The sequence below is a fragment of the Klebsiella indica genome (assembly GCF_005860775.1).
Taxonomy (GTDB): Bacteria; Pseudomonadota; Gammaproteobacteria; order Enterobacterales; family Enterobacteriaceae; genus Klebsiella; species Klebsiella indica.
This window is the reverse complement of the sequence record NZ_VCHQ01000044.1, coordinates 1-16,115: the sequence shown is the minus strand read 5'-3', so window position 1 is coordinate 16,115 and position 16,115 is coordinate 1. Positions and strand designations below refer to the sequence as shown.

Below are 16,115 nucleotides of genomic sequence, written 5' to 3'. Positions count from 1 at the left end.
ATACACAGGTATGTGACTGACGTTCGCCAGAGCAGCCAACGCAGTATCAGCGCAAAAGACACAGGACAGAGCACAAAGAATTTGCCTGGCGGCCGTAGCGCGGTGGTCCCACCTGACCCCATGCCGAACTCAGAAGTGAAACGCCGTAGCGCCGATGGTAGTGTGGGGTCTCCCCATGCGAGAGTAGGGAACTGCCAGGCATCAAATTAAGCAGTCACACCGGGGCATAAAACCGGTGGTTGCAGAAGTATTCGGTGGAGCGGTAGTTCAGTCGGTTAGAATACCTGCCTGTCACGCAGGGGGTCGCGGGTTCGAGTCCCGTCCGTTCCGCCACTTATTAGAAAATTAAGCCTGCTATTTAGCAGGCTTAATGATAAGAAATTTAGGGGCGTAGCTCAGTTGGTAGAGCACCGGTCTCCAAAACCGGGTGTCGCGAGTTCGAGTCTCTCCGCCCCTGCCATATAATAATCCTTTGCTCAGGCAAAGGATTTTTTTTGATTTAAATTTCCCTGCCCGATAATCCCCCGTCCGTGGAGGATTAAATCTATCCCAATATGTTATTTTTCAGGATATCGCGAATCTGCGCTTGTTTGTCACTGTTTTGCAGCCAAATCGCAAAGAGAGGCCTTGAAAGCATCGTACTATCCGTCACTGCATGCAGGTTATTTTTCTCCTGCGCCCAGCGTACCGGTAACCATGTACATCCCTTGAGCAAACTGAGCTGCCGGTATGCTAATTCAGCGGAACTGGTGGTGAGTAGAGGAATATCATCATTACCAATCAACCCGACTTCATTTTGTTGAAAGTCAGGTCCCCATTCCAGACGCAAGTAATTCAATTCATTTTTATTTTTAGCTGGTGATGTACAAAAAAGTCCCAGTGTGAAATGCCCAAGCAACTGGCTGCTTAGTTCATCCATCTTCGGTGATTCTGTCGTGATCAGTAGATCAAGCTGACGTTCATGTAATTGTTTTACCAGCGACTGGCGCTGTGCGATCCGTGCTTCGAACTGCAGTCCATCGGATTCGGTATAAAGTTTTCCCAGCCACTCGTTAAGCAGGCATTCCCAAAGAGAGGCGCTGGCACCGATCGAAAATTCATTATGTCGGGAAGAATTTGCCACCTCTTTACGCGCAGCCTGCCAGGTATTCATCAGGGTTTCGGCATACGGCAATAGTTTCTCTCCGGCTGGGGTCAGGCGGATATTATTGCGATGACGAGTAAAAAGATTCACTCCGAGCTGGTTTTCCAGTTGACGAATACGAAAGCTAACTGCTGACTGCGTCAGATAAAGCGCCTCCGCGGCTCGGCCAAAGTGGCGAGTTCTGCTCACCTCAAGGAAAGTTTTGAGCAATTCCGTATCCACACTTTTCTCCGCAAAATTATTTGTCGTGATGATTTAAATGTTTTGTTTGACGCTCTGTCAAGCGTAACTAATACTCCGCGCCATAAATAGCTCGGCCAAAAATCAGGAGCGTGTAGGATGGCGGAAAGCTTTACGACAACTAATCGTTTTTTCGACAATAAAAATTATCCGCGCGGGTTTTCCCGTCATGGAGATTTCACCATCAAAGAGGCGCAACTGCTGGAACGTTATGGTTATGCCTTTAATGAACTGGAACTGGGTAAACGCGAGCCTGTTACCGAAGAAGAAAAACAGTTTGTTTCGGTGTGCCGTGGAGAACGTGAGCCCGCAACGGAAGCAGAGCGCGTCTGGATTAAGTATATGGCACGTATTAAGCGTCCGAAGCGCTTCCACACCTTATCCGGCGGTAAACCGCAGGTGGAAGGCGCGGAAGATTACACTGAAAGTGATGATTAAGAAAAAAGGGCGAAAGCCCTTTTTTAGACCATCAATTTTTGTAGATGGCCTAACATCCGATCTATCGCCCGGTAACTCAGAGCCTCCTGTAAATGAGGGCGTTCGATATGTTCCACTTCTCCAATATCAGCAATGGTTCGGGCAACTTTAATAAGCCGTTGCCACGCTCGTATAGAAAGCCCAAGTTGCACTAAAGTTTGTTCCAGCCAGATAGCGTCATCTTTATGGAGACGACACCAGATTTTCATCTCGTTATTTCCCAGATGTGCATTAAGTTTATTCTGTCGGGATAGTTGCTTTTTGCGTGCAATCAGAACCCGCTGTCGTACGCTGGCACTCTCTTCCTCTTTGCTGGTTCCCTGGCTTAGTACTCCCGGCGGCGGTAAAGGTATTTCCAGAGAGAGATCGAAGCGGTCAAGAAACGGGCCTGATAATCGCGCGAGGTAACGCAGGATTTGTTCTGGCGAAGTTCGGTTATGATGACCCTGATAATGTCCTGTCGGGCTGGGATTCATTGCTGCAATAAGTTGAAAACGAGCGGGGTAATCGATCTTTGCACGTGCGCGCGCGATATGAATTATTCCTGACTCGATCGGCTCTCGCAATGCATCCAGCACCCTGCGCTCGAATTCTGGCAATTCATCAAGGAATAAAACCCCGTTATGGGCAAGGGAAATTTCACCAGGAACCGGAATTGAGCCGCCTCCCACCATAGCTGCAAGCGATGCACTATGATGTGGCGCTCTGAACGGCCTGCGACGCCACTGTTTTGTCGCATTACTGGAATTGACCAGGCTGAGTATTGCCGCACTCTCCAGGGCTTCCTGATTACTCAATGGCGGTAGAAGGCCAGGGAGCCGGCTGGCGAGCATTGTTTTGCCTGTTCCGGGAGGGCCAATCAATAGCAGGTTATGCCCGCCCGCGGCGGTGATTTCCAGCGCTCGTTTTCCCTGTTGTTGACCAATAACATCACGGAGATCTGACGATACTTCGTTTGAATACTCGACTTCTGATGGGGGATGATTTAACGCGGTTCGACCTTCAAGAAAAGCGCAAACTTCCTGCAGATGCCCGGCAATAAAGCAGTCATCACCACCGATTAATCCGACCTCAACGGCGTTTTCATCGGAGACAACGATCTTTCGGCCTGCGTTGATTGCCTCCATTGCGCTGGATATCGCCCCAGGAACGCCACGCAGAGCGCCTGTAAGCGCCAGTTCGCCGACAAACTCACATTGACTTAACCTGGTGGCATTAAGCTGCTCTGATGCCACCAGAAGCGCGAGAGCGATAGGTAAATCATATCTTCCCCCTTCTTTGGGAAGATCGGCTGGAGCCAGATTAAGCGTGATTTTTTTCGCCGGCCAGGTGTAACCACTATTAATGATCGCACTACGTACCCGGTCACGCGCTTCTTTGACCGTTGTTTCCGGAAGCCCGACCATTGTCAAACCAGGAAGCCCGTTACTGATATGAACTTCGATAGTGATGAGCGGGGCGCTGATTCCGAGAGCGGCGCGTGTGTAAACAATGGCAAGTGACATAAAACCTCCTGAGAGCAGGAATTATGTCGGGGAATTTTCATCGAGTAATTTGGCAATATTAAATTTTAGATGCCTCCTCCCGGCCAACTTTTTGTCGATCGCCATGTTTCACTCATTCCGGAAGCTGATTTGCAGTGGGCAACTGTAGGTTGGCGGTAATCAGAAAGTGTTGTGGTTCATGCCGCAAATTGAAATATTTTCATTTCATGTTTTTCTTATTAAAAACAATTGTTTTTTCATAAATAGTTAGCACGATAACAAAATGGCTCATAAAAAAATCTTGTGTTAACAGCAATATCTATGGTAACTCTTTAGGTATTCCTTCGAACATGAAGTCAGAAAGAACATAAAATGACAGTCCTTCTACGAGTGATTAGCCTGGTCGTGATTAGCGTGGTGGTGATTATTATCCCACCGTGCGGGGCTGCACTTGGACGAGGAAAGGCTTAAAAATCAAGCCTTAACGAACTAAGACCCCCGCACCGAAAGGTCCGGGGGTTTTTTTATAACTGAAAAACAGAAATGGGGAGCAGATAATGAGTTTTAGCATAAAATTCTGTTTCCCTCGATCTACGACGGGGAAGTAACTATGAATGGGGCGCAATGGGTAGTGCATGCTTTGCGAGCACAGGGAGTTGATACTGTTTTTGGCTACCCGGGTGGCGCAATTATGCCGGTTTATGATGCATTGTATGACGGTGGTGTGGAGCATTTATTGTGTCGGCACGAACAAGGCGCAGCAATGGCAGCTATCGGCTATGCGCGAGCCACTGGCAAAACTGGCGTATGTATCGCTACCTCTGGCCCTGGTGCGACCAATCTGATCACCGGCCTGGCTGACGCACTGCTTGATTCTGTTCCTGTTGTTGCTGTTACTGGTCAGGTTGCCGCTCCGTTCATTGGTACTGATGCATTCCAGGAAGTGGATGTCCTTGGGTTATCGCTGGCTTGTACTAAACACAGTTTTTTGGTGCAGTCTCTGGAAGAGCTGCCGCGCGTTATCGCTGAAGCTTTCCATGTGGCAAATTCAGGCCGTCCTGGGCCGGTGCTGATTGATATCCCGAAAGATATCCAGCTGGCTCAGGGGGAGCTCGATCCGCATTTCTCGATGGTTGCCGATGATGTTGACTTCCCGAGTGCGGATATTGAATGCGCGCTGCAGATGCTGGCTCAGTCGCAGAAGCCAATGTTATACGTTGGCGGTGGTGTGGGTATGGCTCAGGCTGTACCGGCGCTGCGCGAATTTCTTGCCGTCACGCAAATGCCAGTGACCTCCACCCTGAAAGGGTTGGGCGTTGTGAATGCGGATTATCCGTACTATCTGGGAATGCTGGGAATGCACGGCACCAAAGCGGCTAACATCGCGGTACAGGAATGTGACCTGCTTATCGCAGTCGGCGCCCGCTTTGATGACCGCGTGACAGGTAAGCTGAATACTTTTGCTCCGCATGCCAGCGTTATTCATATGGATATCGATCCAGCCGAGCTGAACAAGTTGCGTCAGGCGCATATTGGCCTGACCGGCGATCTGAATGTGATGCTACCTGCGTTGCAGCAGCCGCTGTCTGTTGATATCTGGCGTCAGCGTATTGCAGCTCTGCGTGCTGAGCACGCCTGGCGCTACGATCATCCTGGCGAGACTATCTACGCTCCGCTGTTGCTGAAGCAGCTTTCCGAACGTAAACCGGCAGATTGTGTTGTCACAACCGATGTCGGGCAACATCAGATGTGGTCAGCGCAGCATATGACCTATACGCGTCCGGAGAATTTCATTACCTCCAGCGGATTAGGCACCATGGGCTTTGGCCTGCCCGCGGCGGTCGGTGCGCAGGTGGCTCGCCCTAATGATACGGTTATCTGTATCTCCGGTGACGGTTCCTTCATGATGAATGTACAGGAGCTGGGCACCGTAAAACGCAGGCAGTTGCCACTGAAGATTGTTTTACTCGATAACCAGCGGTTAGGAATGGTACGACAATGGCAGCAATTGTTTTTTCAGGAACGATACAGCGAAACCACCCTTACTGATAACCCCGATTTCCTTACTCTGGCCAGCGCCTTTGGCATCCCTGGTCAACATATTACCCGTAAAGACCAGGTTGAAGCGGCACTCGACACCATGCTTTCGAGCCAGGGGCCTTATCTGCTTCATGTCTCAATCGACGAACTTGAGAATGTCTGGCCGTTGGTGCCGCCCGGTGCCAGTAACGCAGAAATGCTGGAGAAATTATCATGATGCAACATCAGGTCGCCTTGCAGGCTCGCTTTAATCCCGAAACGTTAGAACGTGTACTGCGCGTTGTGCGCCATCGCGGATTCCAGGTTTGCGCTATGAATATGGAAGCCGCCGCGGATACCCGGAATATTAATATTGAACTGACCGTTGCCAGCCAGCGGCCAGTCGAATTACTGTTTAGTCAATTAAGCAAACTGGTGGACGTTGCCTGCGTCGAGATCCAGCAACCAACATCACAACAAATTCGCGCCTGAGCGCAAAGGAAGAAAAATGACGACGAAAAAAGCTGACTACATTTGGTTCAATGGTGAGATGGTTCCGTGGGGCGAGGCGAAAGTTCACGTGATGTCCCATGCGCTGCATTACGGAACTTCTGTATTTGAAGGTATCCGCTGCTACGATTCTCATAAAGGGCCGGTGGTGTTCCGTCATCGTGAACATATGCAGCGTTTGCATGATTCAGCCAAAATCTACCGTTTCCCGGTTTCTCAGAGCATTGATGAACTGATGGAGGCCTGCCGCGAAGTTCTTCGTAAAAACAATCTGACCAGCGCCTATATTCGTCCGTTAATTTTTGTTGGCGATGTTGGCATGGGGGTTAACCCGCCGGATGGTTACAATACTGACGTCATTATCGCCGCCTTCCCGTGGGGAGCTTATCTGGGAGCTGAAGCGCTGGATCAGGGGATCGATGCGATGGTTTCTTCCTGGAACCGCGCTGCGCCAAACACAATCCCAACCGCGGCCAAAGCGGGTGGTAACTACCTGTCTTCTTTGCTGGTCGGTAGTGAAGCGCGCCGTCATGGCTATCAGGAAGGTATCGCGCTGGACGTAAATGGCTATATTTCTGAAGGCGCAGGTGAAAACCTGTTTGAAGTGAAAGATGGCATATTATTTACCCCGCCGTTCACCTCTTCCGCGCTACCGGGCATTACCCGTGACGCGATTATCAAGCTGGCGAAAGAGCTAGGTATTGAAGTGCGTGAGCAGGTTCTGTCTCGCGAGTCACTGTACCTGGCTGACGAAGTCTTTATGTCCGGCACTGCCGCAGAAATCACGCCGGTACGCAGCGTTGATGGTATTCAGGTTGGTGAAGGTCGCTGTGGTCCGGTCACCAAACGCATTCAGCAAGCATTTTTTGGCCTCTTTACCGGTGAAACCGAAGATAAATGGGGCTGGTTGGATCAGGTTAATCAAAAAGCATAAAAAGATGGGGCGATACGCAGCGCCCCATTTAACAAAAACTGGGAGTAACTAAAGCATGCCTAAGTACCGTTCCGCCACCACCACTCATGGTCGTAATATGGCGGGTGCCCGCGCGTTATGGCGCGCCACTGGAATGACCGATGCTGATTTCGGTAAGCCGATTATCGCTGTTGTGAACTCCTTCACCCAGTTTGTGCCGGGTCACGTACATCTTCGCGATCTCGGTAAGCTGGTTGCTGAGCAAATTGAAGCCGCGGGTGGTGTCGCTAAAGAATTTAACACCATTGCGGTGGATGATGGGATCGCTATGGGTCACGGGGGCATGCTTTATTCACTGCCGTCTCGCGAACTGATCGCCGACTCGGTGGAGTATATGGTGAACGCCCATTGCGCTGATGCGATGGTCTGTATCTCCAACTGCGATAAAATCACCCCGGGGATGTTGATGGCGTCTCTGCGCCTGAATATCCCGGTGATTTTTGTTTCCGGCGGCCCGATGGAAGCCGGGAAAACCAAACTTTCCGATCGGATCATTAAGCTCGATTTGGTTGATGCGATGATTCAGGGCGCTGACCCGAAAGTCACCGATGACCAGAGCAATCAGGTTGAACGTTCCGCCTGTCCGACCTGCGGCTCCTGCTCCGGGATGTTCACCGCAAACTCCATGAACTGCCTGACCGAAGCGCTGGGTCTGTCGCAACCCGGTAACGGCTCATTGCTGGCAACCCACGCTGACCGTAAGCAACTGTTCGTCAATGCCGGCAAGCGCATCGTTGAGCTGACTAAACGTTACTACGAGCAGGATGATGCGTCCGCGCTGCCGCGTAATATCGCCAGCAAAGCGGCATTTGAAAACGCGATGACGCTGGATATCGCTATGGGTGGTTCCACCAATACCGTACTGCACCTGCTGGCAGCAGCACAGGAAGCAGAAATTGACTTCACAATGAGCGATATCGATAAGCTTTCCCGTAGAGTACCGCAGTTGTGTAAGGTTGCGCCAAGTACGCAAAAATACCATATGGAAGATGTCCACCGTGCGGGCGGTGTGCTGGGTATTCTTGGCGAGCTGGATCGCGCCGGGCTGATGAATCGTGATGTGAAAAACATTCTTGGCCTGACGCTGTCGCAGACGCTGGAGCAGTATGACGTTATGGTCAGTCAGGATGACGCGGTGAAGCAGATGTTTCGTGCTGGGCCGGCGGGTATCCGCACAACTCAGGCCTTTTCCCAGGATTGCCGCTGGGACACGCTGGATACTGACCGCGCCGAAGGCTGCATTCGTTCGCTGGAGCATGCCTACAGCAAAGATGGCGGTCTGGCGGTGCTCTACGGTAACTTCGCTGAAAACGGTTGTATCGTAAAAACCGCAGGTGTGGATGACAGCATTCTGAAATTTACCGGCCCGGCGAAAGTCTATGAAAGCCAGGATGATGCCGTTGAGGCGATTCTTGGCGGTAAAGTGGTTGCCGGTGATGTGGTGGTTATTCGCTACGAAGGGCCGAAAGGCGGCCCGGGCATGCAGGAGATGCTCTATCCGACCAGCTTCCTGAAATCAATGGGCCTGGGGAAAGCTTGCGCGCTGATTACCGACGGTCGTTTCTCTGGTGGGACATCAGGCCTCTCTATCGGTCATGTCTCACCGGAAGCGGCCAGCGGCGGCAATATTGCGATTATTGAAGATGGCGACACCATTGCTATCGACATTCCAAATCGTAGTATTCAGCTACAACTGAGCGATGCCGAGATTGCGGCGCGCCGTGAAGCTCAGGAGGCTCGCGGTGATCGGGCCTGGACGCCGAAAGATCGCAATCGTCAGGTTTCCTTCGCCCTCCGCGCCTACGCCAGTCTGGCGACCAGCGCTGATAAGGGCGCCGTGCGCGATAAATCGAAACTTGGGGGTTAATGATGGCCGAGTCACAACCCCTGTCTGCCGCCCCTGAGGGGGCGGAATACCTCAGGGCGGTACTGCGCGCGCCAGTATATGAAGCGGCACAGATCACGCCGCTACAAAAAATGGAAAAGCTCTCATCGCGTCTTGATAATGTTGTCCTGGTGAAGCGTGAAGATCGCCAGCCGGTACACAGCTTTAAGCTGCGTGGGGCGTATGCCATGATGGCGGGGCTGACTGAAGAGCAAAAATCTCATGGCGTGATTACCGCGTCGGCGGGGAATCATGCTCAGGGTGTGGCTTTCTCCGCTTCTCGTCTCGGCGTGAAGGCGCTTATCGTGATGCCGGTGGCGACAGCGGATATCAAAGTCGACGCTGTTCGCGGTTTTGGTGGTGAAGTGCTGTTGCACGGGGCTAACTTTGACGAAGCAAAAGCGAAAGCGATTGAGCTGGCGCAGCAGCAGGGGTTCACCTGGGTTCCGCCGTTCGACCATCCGATGGTGATCGCCGGGCAGGGGACGCTGGCGCTGGAACTGCTGCAGCAGGATGCCCACATTGACCGTATATTTGTGCCGGTCGGTGGTGGCGGGCTGGCGGCGGGCGTCGCGGTGCTGATCAAACAGTTGATGCCGCAAATCAAAGTCATCGCTGTCGAAGCCGAAGATTCAGCTTGCCTGAAAGCCGCGCTGGAGGCCGGGCATCCGGTTGATTTACCTCGCGTCGGGTTGTTTGCCGAAGGCGTGGCGGTTAAACGCATCGGCGATGAGACTTTTCGTCTGTGTCAGGAGTATCTGGATGACATCGTGACCGTGGATAGCGATGCGATCTGTGCCGCGATGAAAGATCTGTTTGAAGATGTGCGTGCGGTGGCGGAACCTTCCGGTGCGCTGGCGCTGGCGGGAATGAAAAAATACATCGCTCAGCATAACATTCGTGGTGAACGTCTGGCGCATGTGCTTTCCGGCGCTAACGTCAATTTTCACGGCCTGCGCTACGTTTCCGAGCGTTGTGAGTTAGGGGAACAACGCGAAGCGCTGCTGGCGGTAACCATCCCGGAAGAAAAAGGTAGCTTTCTCAAGTTCTGCCAGTTGCTGGGCGGTCGATCTGTCACCGAGTTCAACTACCGTTTCGCTGATGCGCAAAACGCCTGTATTTTTGTCGGGGTGCGCCTGAGTCGCGGTCTGGAAGAGCGTGAAGAGATTCTCGATCTGCTGCGTGAAGGCGGCTACAGCGTGGTTGATCTCTCTGACGATGAAATGGCGAAACTGCATGTGCGCTATATGGTCGGTGGGCGTCCGTCAAAACCGTTGCAGGAACGTCTGTACAGTTTTGAATTTCCGGAATCCCCCGGCGCGCTGCTGAAGTTTCTCCACACGCTGGGCACTCACTGGAATATCTCCCTGTTCCACTATCGCAGCCACGGCACCGATTATGGGCGCGTACTGGCGGCATTCGAACTTGGCGATCATGAACCTGATTTCGAAACCCGTTTGCATGAACTGGGCTACGATTGCCACGATGAGAGCAATAATCCGGCGTTCCGCTTCTTCCTTGCGGGTTAGTGATTTGGCAATATCTGCCAGAACGCATCAATAAGCGGCTCATGCAGCCGCTTTTTTTGTGCGCAAACGCCCAGTTCAAACGGCGTTTTCTCGTCGCTACGCTCCAGGATCATCACGCGGTTACGCACGGGTTCAGGGCTATTTTCCAATACCACTTCCGGCAGCAGCGCCACGCCGCAGCCGAGCGCGACCATTGACACCATCGCTTCATGTCCACCGACCGTCGCGTATATCGACGGATTGCTGATTTTCTGACGGCGGAACCACAGCTCAATACGGCGACGCACCGGGCCTTGATCGGCCATGATAAACGGCACCGTTGACCAGTCGGGTTTATCCACTGAAACCTGATTTCGCACCGGGCAAGGCAATGCGGGAGCTATCAGCACCACCGCCAGATTCTCCAGCATTGAAAACGCGACCGCCCCGGGCAGGGTTTCCGGTTTACCGGCAATCGCCAGATCCGCCTCGCCCGTCACCACCTTTTCCATCGCATCGGCGGCATCGCCGGTGGTGAGCTTAATTTCCACTGAGGGATGTTCGGCGCGGAAGCGATCGAGAATCGGAGGAAGGTGGCTATAGGCGGCGGTGACTGAGCAGAAAATATGCAGTTCTCCCGATAGCGACGGGCCCTGCTGGTCAATGGTGTGGCGTAACTGTTGATACTGCAACAGCGTCTGTTGGGCAAAAGTACGCAACTCTTCTCCCGCTTCGGTAAGCGTGACCGTGCGGTTATCGCGAACAAACAATGGCTGCCCGAGGTCTTCTTCGAGGCGCTGAATTTGCCGGGAAAGTGTGGAAGGGCTGACGTGTATCGCCCGCGCGCTGCGGCCAAAATGGCGGCTTTCCGCCAGATGCAGGAAGGTTTTCAAATCGCGTAAATCCACAGATTTTGCTCCAGATTTCTACGTTGCAAAAATTGCAATGTGATGTTGTGAATATATCAATTTCCGCAATAAATTTCCTGTCATATAGTGAGTTCATTCTCTCTTGCACAGACACGGCAAGCGAACCGAACAATATACTCGTTGTCTTTCAAGTCGCAGATGCGTTGCCTTGCCGCCTTCCTGCAACCCGAAATTCTTAGAGTAATAACGCACAACATCACGAGGTATCACCATGGCTAACTACTTTAATACACTGAATCTGCGCCAGCAGCTGGCGCAACTGGGCAAATGTCGCTTTATGGGGCGCGATGAGTTTGCCGATGGCGCAAGCTACCTTCAGGGTAAAAAAGTGGTCATCGTCGGCTGTGGCGCTCAGGGGCTGAACCAGGGCCTGAACATGCGTGACTCCGGTCTGGATATCTCTTACGCGCTGCGTAAAGAAGCGATTGCTGAGAAGCGCACTTCATGGCGCAAAGCGACTGAAAATGGCTTTCAGGTGGGGACTTACGAAGAACTGATCCCCCAGGCTGACCTGGTGGTTAACCTGACGCCGGACAAACAGCACTCTGACGTGGTGCGTTCCGTGCAGCCGCTGATGAAAGACGGCGCGGCGCTGGGTTACTCTCACGGCTTCAACATCGTTGAAGTGGGCGAGCAGATCCGTAAAGACATCACCGTGGTGATGGTAGCGCCGAAGTGTCCGGGTACCGAAGTACGTGAAGAGTACAAACGTGGTTTCGGTGTTCCGACGCTGATCGCGGTTCACCCGGAAAACGATCCGAAAGGCGAAGGCATGGCGATTGCTAAAGCCTGGGCTGCAGCGACCGGTGGTCATCGTGCGGGCGTGCTGGAGTCTTCCTTCGTTGCGGAAGTGAAATCTGACCTGATGGGCGAGCAGACCATTCTCTGCGGTATGCTGCAGGCGGGTTCTCTGCTGTGCTTCGACAAGCTGGTGGCAGACGGTATCGACCCGGCTTACGCCGAAAAACTGATTCAGTTCGGCTGGGAAACCATCACCGAAGCGCTGAAGCAGGGCGGCATTACGCTGATGATGGATCGCCTGTCCAACCCGGCGAAACTGCGCGCTTACGCGTTGTCCGAACAGTTAAAAGAGATCATGGCGCCGCTGTTCCAGAAACATATGGATGACATCATCTCCGGTGAATTCTCCTCCGGCATGATGGCAGACTGGGCCAACGACGATAAGAAACTGCTGACCTGGCGTGAAGAGACCGGTAAAACCGCATTCGAAACCGCGCCGCAGTTTGAAGGTAAAATCGGCGAGCAGGAGTACTTCGATAAAGGCGTGCTGATGATCGCGATGGTGAAAGCAGGCGTTGAGCTGGCGTTTGAAACCATGGTGGATTCCGGCATCATCGAAGAGTCCGCTTACTATGAATCACTGCACGAACTGCCGCTGATCGCCAACACCATCGCCCGTAAGCGTCTGTACGAAATGAACGTGGTTATCTCCGATACCGCAGAATACGGCAACTACCTGTTCTCTTACGCTTGCGTACCGCTGCTGAAAGAGTTTATGACGACCCTGCAGACCGGCGATTTGGGCAAAGCGATTGCTGAAGGCGCGGTAGACAACGCTCAGTTGCGCGATGTGAACGAAGCGATTCGTGGTCACGCTATTGAGCAGGTTGGTAAGAAACTGCGCGGTTATATGACCGATATGAAGCGTATTGCGGTAGCTGGTTAAATAGGTTGTCGGGTGGCGCTAGCGCTTACCCGACCTACAAAAAGCCATTATTTCGTAGGCCGGATAAGCGCTAGCGCCATCCGGCAAAAAAAGCCCGGTGTTCAGATTCACCGGGCTTTTTATTAGTTGCGATACAGCACTTTAATGATGTGATAACCGAACTGCGTATGCAGCGGGCCGGTGGGTTCCAGCACCGGGCAGGAGAAGACCACTTTGTCGAATGCCGGTACCATCTGGCCCTGGCGGAATTCACCTAAATCGCCGCCGCGTTTACCTGACGGGCAGATTGAATGCTTCTTCGCCAGTTTGCCGAAATCGGCGCCATTTTTGATTTGTTCGAGAAGATCCAGCGCCAGCTTCTCTTCTTTTACCAGGATATGCAGTGCTGCTGCGGTTTTCGCCATTATTTCACTCTCATGTCTCAAAGGTTGCCCGCCACTTTATCATTCCTTAGGGCGTCGGACATATACTCTTCGCCATCGCAGGACAGATGTCCCTCCGGGTTGAATGAACCGGGAGATGAGCAACACTTTTATCAAATATATTTCCTCTTTCACAGGACAGCCGTCCTGTCCCTGCCGTCATGGGGCGAGATAACATGAATACAATGAAAAAAACGGAGTTTTCCGTCGGCTGGTTATCCGGGTTAAGTGAGATTGTTGGCGATCCGCTGCTGTATGAATTACTGAAATACTGTCCTCTGGAAATCATGCAGCGCTGGCGTTTTGAAGAGATCCCGCGTGGCGTTTTTATCTGTCGCCAGGGGGAAGTATGTCAGCGGTTTTCGCTGATTATTGCCGGTGAGGTTGACGTTTTTTACGAAGCTGAAGATGGGCGCCGCTATCGGCAGGCGCGTTACCGCAAAGGCGACATGCTGGGTGAGCTGGAGATCTTTGAGTCGCGACATTATATCTGCTCTGTTGTCGCGATGGGGCATGTGCGGCTCCTGAGTTTGTCGCAAGAGCATTTCTGCCGCTGGCTGGCTTTAGATAATCATTTTAATCAGCGGATGCTGCGCTTCTTTAGCCAGCAATATTATCAACTGTCGAAAAAGGCCAGCAGCGACAATCTGTACTCGCTATATCAGCGGGTATGTCAGGCATTATGGTTGCGTTATCAACAGGATGGATCGAATAAAATCGTGCTGGACAAGCAGAATCTCAGCCAGGAGTTCGCGGCGACGACCCGCAGTATTAACCGTATTTTGCATGATCTGAAAGCGCTGAGAATTATTGATACCGACGGTGAACGTATTGTGTTGTTAGCCCCTGAAAAATTAAAGCAGGAGGCTGATAACGGATAATCACGAAGAATTAAGGAGACGGGAGAATGTCGCTGCAACCCCATATTCAGTTGAGCAAAGAGATGATCGGTGCGCGATACGCGCTGCTGCCGGGCGATCCGCAGCGGGTCGATCGCATCATCAAATTTCTTGATAATCCCGAGCTGCTTGGCCAGAATCGGGAGTTTCGTGCCGCACGCGGCTGGTATCAGGGCGTTGAGATTTTGGTGCTTTCTACCGGAATCGGCGGGCCATCGACGGCGATTGCGATTGAAGAGCTACGTCAGATCGGCGTAACGACCCTGATTCGTATCGGTAGCTGCGGGGCATTGCAGGATAATCTTGCGCTCGGTGACGTGATTATCGCTCACGCCGCGGTAATGGACGATGGTACCAGCCGAACCTATGCGCCAGAGGGCTACCCGGCCTGCGCTGACCCGCAGCTTACCTGGGAATTGATGGCGCAGGCGCGTCAGATGAATATCCCCGCAGTATGCGGTGTGGTGCGCAGCCATGACAGTTTTTATACCGATCGTGAGGCGGAACTGGATGCACAGTGGTCGGCGCGTGGCATTCTTGGTGCGGATATGGAGAGCGCCGCCCTGATGACCATCGGTTCACTGCGTGGCCTACGCACAGCATCGTTACTTAACGTGGTTGTCGCTCATAACGCCAGCCTGGAGAGCAGCATCAATGATTATGTCCAGCAAGAAGCGTTGTGTCAGCAGGGTGAAGAACGGCAAATTACGTTGGCGCTGCGCGCCATCTATTCCGCTAGCCAGCAAGGAGATCGATGATGGACTTTTTTAGCATTAACAATGTGATGGTCAACATTCCTCTTGGTGAAGGTGGTTATGCATTATCGTGGATTGAAGCCATCGGGACCGTTTTTGGTCTGCTGTGCATCTGGTACGCCAGCCGGGAAAAAATTATCAACTATCTGTTTGGTCTGATTAACGTCACTCTGTTTGCGGCGATTTTTTTCCAGATTCAGCTCTATGCCAGTCTGCTGCTACAGGTGTTTTTCTTCGCCGCCAACATTTATGGCTGGTATGCGTGGAGCCGACAAAACGAGGCGCAAGAGGCTGAACTCAAGGTACGCTGGCTTTCTCGTCAGCAAACCCTGGTGCTGGGCGGCGTCTGCGTGGTGGCGATTATTTTGCTCACGCTGTTTATCGATCCGGTGTTCGCGGCGCTAACCCGCATTATGCTGGCGTTGCTGCATACGGTGGGTATCCAGGTCGCGATGCCAGAACTACAGCCGGACGCATTCCCGTTCTGGGATTCCACCATGCTGGTATTGTCGATCGCGGCGATGGTACTGATGACCCGTAAATATGTGGAAAACTGGCTGCTGTGGGTGGTTATCGACGTGATTAGCGTGGTGATTTACGCGGTGCAGGGGGTCTATGCCATGTCGCTTGAGTATGTCCTGCTGACGGCGATCGCGGTAATGGGCTCGTACAGCTGGATCAAGAGCGCACAGCGTAACGGCTATACGCCGCTTTCTACCAGTGCTTCCTGATTAACGTTCCCCTGGCTGCCTGAAAGGGCAGCCTCAGACTGCTGACAAAGTCCTGGCTGAAAAGTCAGGACTTTGATCTAATAAGGTCAGTGCAATAAACGGACTGACCGCCATGCTCAGAGAACCCTCCCCACAGCAGTACCAGTTTGAAACCATCACCCTCGACGAACTCGTTCCCGGGGACCATCTGGTCCGCAAAATCGATGCCGTCATCGACTTTGAATTTATTCGCGATGCTGTGGCTCATCTCTACTGCCCCGATAATGGCAGGCCCGCCATTGACCCCGTCCGCCTGATTAAGATGATGCTGCTGGGCTACCTCTTCGGTATCCCCTCTGAGCGTCGCCTGGTCAAAGAAATCCAGGTCAACGTGGCCTACCGCTGGTTCCTGCGTATGGGCCTGACGGAGAAAGTCCCGGATGCTTCCACCCTCAGTCAGAACCGTATCCGCC

Annotated in this window: 16 protein-coding genes, 2 tRNA genes and 1 rRNA gene; 15 read left to right on the top strand and 4 right to left on the bottom strand. The window is 52.7% G+C overall.

The window, feature by feature from the left end; translation table 11 throughout:
• Nucleotides 1-84: 84 nt before the first annotated feature.
• The 3 genes from rrf to FE839_RS24015 all read left to right on the top strand — a co-directional run bounded on the left by rrf (nt 85) and on the right by FE839_RS24015 (nt 460).
• Nucleotides 85-200, top strand: a 5S ribosomal RNA gene (rrf, locus tag FE839_RS24025).
• Nucleotides 201-256: 56 nt separating this feature from the next.
• Nucleotides 257-333 (top strand) — tRNA-Asp (locus FE839_RS24020).
• Nucleotides 334-384: 51 nt separating this feature from the next.
• Nucleotides 385-460, top strand: a tRNA-Trp gene (locus tag FE839_RS24015).
• A gap of 84 nt (nt 461-544) precedes the next feature.
• On the opposite strand, the gene hdfR is transcribed toward FE839_RS24015, so the two are convergent.
• Nucleotides 545-1,366 carry an HTH-type transcriptional regulator HdfR gene (gene hdfR / locus FE839_RS24010; RefSeq protein WP_138363231.1) on the bottom strand — a complete coding sequence of 274 codons (822 nt, stop codon included), beginning with the start codon at nt 1,364-1,366 and terminating at the stop codon, nt 545-547.
• A gap of 117 nt (nt 1,367-1,483) precedes the next feature.
• Here hdfR and FE839_RS24005 point away from each other — a divergent pair, with 117 nt between their 5' ends.
• Nucleotides 1,484-1,822, top strand: coding sequence for a MaoP family protein (locus tag FE839_RS24005; protein WP_138363230.1), 339 nt, complete (start codon nt 1,484-1,486; stop codon nt 1,820-1,822).
• A 23-nt stretch (nt 1,823-1,845) separates the two neighbouring features.
• On the opposite strand, the gene FE839_RS24000 is transcribed toward FE839_RS24005, so the two are convergent.
• Entirely contained in the window at nt 1,846-3,366 is a 1,521-nt protein-coding gene (locus tag FE839_RS24000) for a YifB family Mg chelatase-like AAA ATPase (RefSeq protein ID WP_138363229.1), read from the bottom strand.
• Nucleotides 3,367-3,717: 351 nt separating this feature from the next.
• Between FE839_RS24000 and ilvL the strand changes: the two genes are divergently transcribed.
• From ilvL to ilvA, 6 genes are all read left to right on the top strand, one after another.
• The gene (ilvL, locus tag FE839_RS23995; protein ID WP_063085300.1) at nt 3,718-3,816 is read left to right on the top strand and encodes an ilv operon leader peptide; all 99 of its coding nucleotides are present in this window, start codon (nt 3,718-3,720) and stop codon (nt 3,814-3,816) included.
• Between the two features lie 139 nt (nt 3,817-3,955).
• Nucleotides 3,956-5,602: an acetolactate synthase 2 catalytic subunit gene (gene ilvG / locus FE839_RS23990; RefSeq protein WP_138363228.1), complete on the top strand. Its 1,647-nt coding sequence runs from the start codon at nt 3,956-3,958 to the stop codon at nt 5,600-5,602.
• Nucleotides 5,599-5,856, top strand: coding sequence for an acetolactate synthase 2 small subunit (gene ilvM, locus FE839_RS23985; RefSeq protein WP_138363227.1), 258 nt, complete (start codon nt 5,599-5,601; stop codon nt 5,854-5,856). The genes ilvG and ilvM overlap by 4 nt, the downstream gene beginning before the upstream one ends.
• Nucleotides 5,857-5,872: 16 nt before the next feature.
• Nucleotides 5,873-6,808, top strand: a complete 936-nt coding sequence (ilvE, locus tag FE839_RS23980; protein WP_138363226.1) for a branched-chain-amino-acid transaminase — start codon at nt 5,873-5,875, stop codon at nt 6,806-6,808.
• A gap of 55 nt (nt 6,809-6,863) precedes the next feature.
• A complete protein-coding gene (ilvD, locus tag FE839_RS23975; RefSeq protein ID WP_138363225.1) occupies nt 6,864-8,714 on the top strand; it encodes a dihydroxy-acid dehydratase in 1,851 nt (616 codons plus the stop codon).
• A 2-nt stretch (nt 8,715-8,716) separates the two neighbouring features.
• Nucleotides 8,717-10,261: a threonine ammonia-lyase, biosynthetic gene (gene ilvA / locus FE839_RS23970; protein WP_138363234.1), complete on the top strand. Its 1,545-nt coding sequence runs from the start codon at nt 8,717-8,719 to the stop codon at nt 10,259-10,261.
• Here ilvA and ilvY read toward each other — a convergent pair.
• Nucleotides 10,258-11,148, bottom strand: coding sequence for an HTH-type transcriptional activator IlvY (gene ilvY, locus FE839_RS23965; protein WP_138363224.1), 891 nt, complete (start codon nt 11,146-11,148; stop codon nt 10,258-10,260). The two genes, ilvA and ilvY, sit on opposite strands and share 4 nt — an antisense overlap.
• 232 nt (nt 11,149-11,380) lie before the next feature.
• On the opposite strand from ilvY, the gene ilvC reads away from it, so the two are divergent.
• Nucleotides 11,381-12,856, top strand: coding sequence for a ketol-acid reductoisomerase (gene ilvC / locus FE839_RS23960; RefSeq protein WP_138363223.1), 1,476 nt, complete (start codon nt 11,381-11,383; stop codon nt 12,854-12,856).
• 122 nt (nt 12,857-12,978) lie between these two features.
• Here the strand turns inward: ilvC and ppiC are convergent, their stop codons facing one another.
• On the bottom strand, nt 12,979-13,260 hold the full coding sequence (ppiC, locus tag FE839_RS23955; RefSeq protein WP_001140251.1) for a peptidylprolyl isomerase PpiC: 282 nt from the start codon (nt 13,258-13,260) through the stop codon (nt 12,979-12,981).
• A 194-nt stretch (nt 13,261-13,454) separates the two neighbouring features.
• Here ppiC and FE839_RS23950 point away from each other — a divergent pair, with 194 nt between their 5' ends.
• The 4 genes from FE839_RS23950 to FE839_RS23935 all read left to right on the top strand — a co-directional run.
• On the top strand, nt 13,455-14,159 hold the full coding sequence (locus FE839_RS23950; protein ID WP_138363222.1) for a Crp/Fnr family transcriptional regulator: 705 nt from the start codon (nt 13,455-13,457) through the stop codon (nt 14,157-14,159).
• Between the two features lie 26 nt (nt 14,160-14,185).
• Nucleotides 14,186-14,935 (top strand): nucleoside phosphorylase, encoded by a 750-nt coding sequence (locus tag FE839_RS23945; protein WP_171034959.1) that lies wholly within the window; start codon nt 14,186-14,188, stop codon nt 14,933-14,935.
• Entirely contained in the window at nt 14,935-15,663 is a 729-nt protein-coding gene (gene pnuC, locus FE839_RS23940) for a nicotinamide riboside transporter PnuC (RefSeq protein WP_138363232.1), read from the top strand. The genes FE839_RS23945 and pnuC overlap by 1 nt, the downstream gene beginning before the upstream one ends.
• Before the next feature lie 112 nt (nt 15,664-15,775).
• The coding region (locus tag FE839_RS23935) for a transposase (protein ID WP_138363221.1) at nt 15,776-16,115 on the top strand (340 nt) is incomplete at its 3' end.

Coding starts and splice junctions, on each gene's coding strand:
- ilvE (WP_138363226.1), top strand. CDS start 5,873: ATGACGACGAAAAAAGCTGACTACATTTGGTTCAATGGTGAGATGGTT.
- FE839_RS24000 (WP_138363229.1), bottom strand. CDS start 3,366: ATGTCACTTGCCATTGTTTACACACGCGCCGCTCTCGGAATCAGCGCC.
- FE839_RS23950 (WP_138363222.1), top strand. CDS start 13,455: ATGAATACAATGAAAAAAACGGAGTTTTCCGTCGGCTGGTTATCCGGG.
- ilvA (WP_138363234.1), top strand. CDS start 8,717: ATGGCCGAGTCACAACCCCTGTCTGCCGCCCCTGAGGGGGCGGAATAC.
- FE839_RS24005 (WP_138363230.1), top strand. CDS start 1,484: ATGGCGGAAAGCTTTACGACAACTAATCGTTTTTTCGACAATAAAAAT.
- pnuC (WP_138363232.1), top strand. CDS start 14,935: ATGGACTTTTTTAGCATTAACAATGTGATGGTCAACATTCCTCTTGGT.
- ppiC (WP_001140251.1), bottom strand. CDS start 13,260: ATGGCGAAAACCGCAGCAGCACTGCATATCCTGGTAAAAGAAGAGAAG.
- ilvG (WP_138363228.1), top strand. CDS start 3,956: ATGAATGGGGCGCAATGGGTAGTGCATGCTTTGCGAGCACAGGGAGTT.
- FE839_RS23945 (WP_171034959.1), top strand. CDS start 14,186: ATGTCGCTGCAACCCCATATTCAGTTGAGCAAAGAGATGATCGGTGCG.
- ilvD (WP_138363225.1), top strand. CDS start 6,864: ATGCCTAAGTACCGTTCCGCCACCACCACTCATGGTCGTAATATGGCG.
- ilvL (WP_063085300.1), top strand. CDS start 3,718: ATGACAGTCCTTCTACGAGTGATTAGCCTGGTCGTGATTAGCGTGGTG.
- ilvC (WP_138363223.1), top strand. CDS start 11,381: ATGGCTAACTACTTTAATACACTGAATCTGCGCCAGCAGCTGGCGCAA.
- ilvM (WP_138363227.1), top strand. CDS start 5,599: ATGATGCAACATCAGGTCGCCTTGCAGGCTCGCTTTAATCCCGAAACG.